The organism is Streptomyces sp. NPDC059455, from assembly GCF_042750115.1.
Lineage (GTDB): Bacteria > Actinomycetota > Actinomycetes > Streptomycetales > Streptomycetaceae > Streptomyces > Streptomyces endocoffeicus.
In genome coordinates this window covers 1-5480 of the sequence record NZ_JBHYVB010000378.1, presented here as the reverse complement: position 1 = coordinate 5480, position 5480 = coordinate 1, and the positions used below count along the sequence as shown (strand labels likewise).

Annotated in this window: 3 protein-coding genes; all 3 read left to right on the top strand. The window is 71.9% G+C overall.

Annotated elements, in window-relative coordinates:
- Positions 1-255: 255 nt before the first annotated feature.
- The 3 genes from ACFXB5_RS52340 (at position 256) to ACFXB5_RS52330 (ending at position 5430) form a co-directional block, all read left to right on the top strand.
- A complete protein-coding gene (locus tag ACFXB5_RS52340; RefSeq protein ID WP_385222870.1) occupies positions 256-1182 on the top strand; it encodes a 4-(cytidine 5'-diphospho)-2-C-methyl-D-erythritol kinase in 927 nt (308 codons plus the stop codon).
- 316 nt (positions 1183-1498) lie between these two features.
- The gene (locus ACFXB5_RS52335) at positions 1499-3319 is read left to right on the top strand and encodes an ABC-F family ATP-binding cassette domain-containing protein (protein ID WP_385222865.1); all 1821 of its coding nucleotides are present in this window, start codon (positions 1499-1501) and stop codon (positions 3317-3319) included.
- A gap of 269 nt (positions 3320-3588) precedes the next feature.
- Entirely contained in the window at positions 3589-5430 is a 1842-nt protein-coding gene (locus ACFXB5_RS52330; RefSeq protein WP_385222862.1) for a hypothetical protein, read from the top strand.
- Positions 5431-5480: the final 50 nt, after the last annotated feature.

The window sequence follows — 5480 nt, the reverse complement described above, 5'->3', positions numbered from 1 at the left end:
GGGGGGGGGGGGGTGGGGGGCGGCGCCCCCCCAACCCCCCCCCCCCGCCCCGTTAGGCCCCCGGGGGACCAGGGGCGCAGCTCCGGCGGGGGCGCGGGGGCGGAGCCCCCGAAACGGGGCCCGGGGGCTTGCCCCCGGTTCGGGCAGGGGCGGGGTGGGGAACAAGCCCGCCGCAGACCCACCCCCACAGGCGGGACAATGGCCGCACCGGAACACCCGAACACCCGAATTACCCGAACCCCAGCGAGGAGCCCCGTGAGCCGCCCCGTGACCGCCCGTGTGCCCGCCAAGGTGAACGTCCAGCTCGCGGTCGGCGGGCTGCGCCCCGACGGGTTCCACGACCTGGCCAACGTCTTCCTCGCCGTCGGGCTGTACGACGAGGTCACCGCCACCCCCGCCGACGCCCTCCGGATCACCGTCGAGGGCGCGGACGCCGGCCAGGTGCCGCTGGACCGCACCAACCTCGCGGCCCGCGCCGCTCTCGCGCTCGCCGAGCGGCACGGCATCGCGCCCGGCGTGCATCTCCACATCGCCAAGGACATCCCCGTGGCGGGCGGCATGGCGGGCGGCAGCGCGGATGCCGCCGGGGCGCTGCTGGCGTGCGACGCGCTGTGGGGCACCCAGGCATCTCGCGGCGAACTCCTCGAGATCTGCGCCGAGTTGGGCAGCGACATCCCCTTCAGTCTCGTCGGCGGTGTGGCACTCGGTCGCGGCCGGGGCGAGCTGCTGACGCCGCTGGAGACCGGCGGCACCTTCCACTGGGTGTTCGCCGTGGCCGACGGCGGGCTGTCCACCCCCGCCGTCTACCGCGAATGCGACCGGCTGCGCGAGGCGTCCGGCGCGGGCGCGAGCGCCGCCGATGTGCCCGACCCCGAGCCCTCCCGGGCGCTGCTGGACGCGCTGCGCACCGGTGACGCCACCGCGCTGGCCGCCGCCGTCTCCAACGATCTGCAGCCCGCTGCGCTCTCGCTGCGCCCCGCGCTCGCCGACACCTTGCGCGCCGGCGCGGACGCGGGCGCGCTCGCCTCCCTCGTCTCCGGCTCCGGTCCGACCTGCGCCTTCCTGGCCAAGGACACCGAGGCCGCGGAGGCGGTGGCGACCGGTCTGGCCGCCTCGGGCACCTGCCGCACGGTCCGGGTCACCTCCGGCCCGGCCCCCGGGGCGCGGCTGATCGGCGCCTGAGCGTGTGGTCCACGTCCGAGCGCGGTCCGCGCCTGAGCGTGTGGTCCGCGTCCGAGCGCGGTCCGTGCCTGAGTGAGCGGTCGGCGCCTGAGCGTGTGGTCCGCGTCCGAGCGCGGTACGCGCCCGAGCGTGTGGTCCGCGCCCGAGCGAGCGGTCGGCGCCTGAGCGTGGTCCGCGCCCGAGCGTGTGGTCGGCGCCTGAGCGTGGTCCGCGCCTGAGTGAGCGGTCCGCGCCCGAGCGTGTGGTCGGCGCCTGAGCGAGGCGCCCCGCGCGGCGACTACCCTGGGATGCCGATCGATCCGCGTAATGGAGTGTGATGGCGACCAACCTGGTCAACGTTGAATCCGTCGGCAAGGTGTACGGCACCCGTGCCCTGCTGGACGGCGTCTCTCTCGGGGTGAACGAGGGCGACCGCATCGGCGTCGTCGGCCGCAACGGCGACGGCAAGACCACGCTCATCCGGATCCTCGCCAAGCTGGAGCCCGCCGACGACGGCCGCGTCACCCATGCCGGTGGTCTGCGGCTCGGCGTGCTCACCCAGCATGACTCGCTCGACCCCGCGGCCACCATCCGCCATGAGGTGATCGGCGATCTCGCCGATCACGAGTGGGCCGGTGACGCCAAGATCCGGGACGTGCTCACCGGGCTGTTCGGCGGGCTGGACCTGCCCGGCTTCCCGCAGGGTCTCGACACGGTCATCGGCCCGCTTTCCGGCGGTGAGCGCCGCCGTATCGCGCTCGCCCAGCTGCTGATCGCCGAGCAGGACCTGATCGTCCTCGACGAGCCCACCAACCACCTCGACGTCGAGGGCATCTCCTGGCTGGCCGGGCATCTGCGCGCCCGCCGCTCGGGCCTGGTGGTGGTCACCCATGACCGCTGGTTCCTCGACCAGGTCTGCACCCGGATGTGGGACGTCCAGCGGGGCGCCGTCCACGAGTACGAGGGCGGCTACAGCGACTACGTCTTCGCTCGCGCCGAGCGTGAGCGCATCGCCGCCAGCGAGGAGACCAAGCGGCAGAACATGATGCGCAAGGAGCTCGCCTGGCTGCGCCGCGGCGCCCCCGCCCGCACCAGCAAGCCCCGCTTCCGTATCGAGGCCGCCAACGCGCTGATCGCGGACGTCCCGCCGCCCCGCGACAACGCCGAGCTGATGAAGTTCGCCAACTCCCGGCTCGGCAAGACCGTCTTCGACCTGGAGGACGTGACCGTCACCGCCGGGCCCAAGGTGCTGCTCAAGCATCTGACCTGGCAGCTGGGGCCCGGCGACCGGATCGGCCTGGTGGGGGTGAACGGCTCGGGCAAGACCTCGCTGCTGCGCGCCCTGGCCGAGGCCGCCCGCAGCGAGGGCGATCAGCAGCCCGCCGGGGGCCGGGTCGTGGTCGGCAAGACCGTAAGGCTCGCGTATCTGTCCCAGGAGGTCGCCGAACTCGACCGGAACCTGCGGGTCCTGGAGGCCGTCGAGCAGATCCGGCAGCGCGTCGACCTTGGCAAGGGCCGGGAGATGACCGCTTCCCAGCTGTGCGAGAAGTTCGGCTTCACCAAGGAGAAGCAGTGGACCCCGGTCGGCGATCTCTCCGGCGGTGAGCGGCGCCGGCTGCAGATCCTGCGGCTGCTGATGGACGAGCCCAATGTGCTCTTCCTGGACGAGCCCACCAACGACCTGGACATCGAGACCCTGACCCAGCTGGAGGATCTGCTCGACGGCTGGCCAGGCTCGCTCGTGGTCATCAGCCATGACCGCTACTTCATCGAGCGCACCACCGACCGGGTGCTCGCCCTGCTGGGCGACGCCACCCTGCGGATGCTGCCGCGCGGCGTGGACGAGTATCTGGAGCGGCGGCAGCGGGCCCTGGCCGCGGCCGCCCCGGCCGCCGCCTCGCCCGCCAAGCAGAAGTCCGGTGAACAGGCCGCCCGGCAGCGGTCGGCGGCCGATCAGCGCGCCGCCAAGAAGGATCTTCAGCGCATCGAGCGGCGGCTGGACCGGATCAGCGAGCAGGAGTCCGAGCTGCACGCGCGGATCGCCGAGCACGCCACGGACTTCGCCAAGGTCGCCGAGCTCGATACGCGACTGCGCGAGCTGACGGGGGAGCGGGACGAGTTGGAGACCCGTTGGCTGGAGCTGGCCGACGACGCGTGATGTGGGTGGCCTGAAAGCATCGTGTGAAGAGGTTGTGCGGCGGTGGCGTGTGCCGTGGCAACGGTCGCGTCACAGGCCGGTCTCAGCTGGTCCATGACCTGGACACGGGTCCCTATTGCGCCCCTTACGGGTGATACAAAGAACTCCCGCCTTCCTTCCGCTCAATGGCGGGGTGCCCTGTCCGATTCGCTCCTTCCCGGAGGCTTTTGACCACCGGGATCGCGGGGGAGGCCGGTCGGACGACGGGTCCCGCATCTGAAGGATTTCGCATGTCACAGCCGCCTCCGCCGCCGAACCAGCCGCCGCAGGGCGGCTTCGGCGCGCCGCAGGAACCTGGTTACGGCTACCCACAGCAGCCGCCCACGCCGCCTCCGGGCCAGCAGGGCTACGGCTATCCGCAGGCCCCCGGCCAGCCGCCGCAGACCCCGCCTCCGCCGCCGTCGGCACCGCCGGCGCCGCCGCAGACGCCCCCGCAGGGCGCCGGTGGCTACGGCTACCCGGACCAGCCGGCGCACGGTCAGCCGCCCCAGGGCGGCCCGTCGCCGTACGGATCCGGCCAGCAGCCTTACGGTCAGCCGCAGTACGGCCAGCAGCCTTACGGACAGCCGCAATTCGGCCAGCCGCAGTACGGCCAGCCGCCGCAGGCCCAGTACCCCGGCGGTCCCGGTCCGGGCGGCCCCGGTGGCTCCGGCCAGTCCAAGCAGCGCATGGCGATCATCGTCAGCGCCGTGGTCGCGGTCGCGCTGATCATCGGCGGCGGCATCTGGTTCGCCACCAAGGACGACGGCGGCGGCAGCGAGGCCAAGGGCAAGGACAAGCAGTCCAGCCAGGGCTCCTCCAGCGGCACCACCGGTGGCGGGGACAAGCCCGCCAAGGCCGTGGACGCCAAGCTGCTCAACAAGGTCCCGATGCCCAAGGTCTCCGACCAGGTCACCGTCGAGGGCATGTGGACCACCGACGACACCTTCGTGAAGGCCGGTGTCTACAAGATCGTCGGCTATCCGCTGAGCGGCGGCGACGCCAAGTGGACGATTCCGCTGGACGGCGCGGTCTGCTGGTCCTCGGACCACCTCACCAAGGACGGCCTGACCACGGTCCTCTACCAGGAGGCCAAGCCGTCGGCCGAGGACAAGTACCCCAGCTGCACCGAGATCGGGCTGCTGGACCTGAAGAACGGCAAGATGCTGTGGCACCGGAACGTCAAGGAGGGTGACGAGAAGGTCCGCTTCGACGAGGTCACCATCGGCGGCGGCACCGTGGCCGCGGGCGGCACCAGCGGCGGCGCCGCCTGGTCCAGCTCGGGCCAGTCCCTGTGGAAGCCCAAGTCGGGCGAGCAGTGCTCGGACGACGGCTACGCGGGCGGCGAGGACAAGCTGGTCGCGGTGCGCCGCTGCGGCGACTACGACAACCCGCAGATCCAGGTCCAGACGCTGAACCCGAAGACGGGCGCGGTGAAGTCGGCCTACAAGGTCTCGCAGGGCATCGACTACGTCCACGTCGCCTCCACCGATCCGCTGGTGATCGGCCTGGACGCCGGTGACTCCACCGGCTCGGCGGTCTCGGACTTCCTGTCCATCGACGACAGCGCCAAGACCGGAAAGGTGCTCGGCAAGATCGGCACCGAGAACGGCAAGTACGACGCCAAGTGCGACTCGACCAACGTCGAGGGCTGCCGGAAGCTCGCCGTCTCCAAGTCGGCGAACGCCCTCTTCCTCGGCTCCGAGGACCGCACCGACTCCAGCGCGGCGACGGCCAACGAGATCGTGGCCTTCGACCTGAAGACCGGCAAGCCGATCGGGAAGACCGACGGGGTCAAGGGCGCCGCCCTCACCCCGCTCGGGCTGGACAAGGACGGTTCCGTCCTCGCCTACCAGGAGAGCACCTGGGAGACCGGCGGCGCGGTCTGGCGGATCGACCCCAAGTCGTACGCCAAGACCAAGCTGCTGCAGAACCCCGTTACCAGCCATGAGCTGGAGCAGAAGTTCAGCCCCAGCTACTCGGAGATCATCTACTCCGGGGAGCACCTCTTCATGAGCGACGTCTACGCCGACAAGCCCTCGGGCACCTACGACAAGGACGACCCGCTGGCGATCATCTTCGGCGCGAGCTGACGTTCCGGCGCCCGCTCGGCCCACCCCACGGCGGCCCCGCCCGTACGAAC

Excerpts from the sequence above, each read along its gene's own strand:
- ACFXB5_RS52335 (WP_385222865.1), top strand. The coding sequence starts at position 1,499 with ATGGCGACCAACCTGGTCAACGTTGAATCCGTCGGCAAGGTGTACGGC.
- ACFXB5_RS52330 (WP_385222862.1), top strand. The coding sequence starts at position 3,589 with ATGTCACAGCCGCCTCCGCCGCCGAACCAGCCGCCGCAGGGCGGCTTC.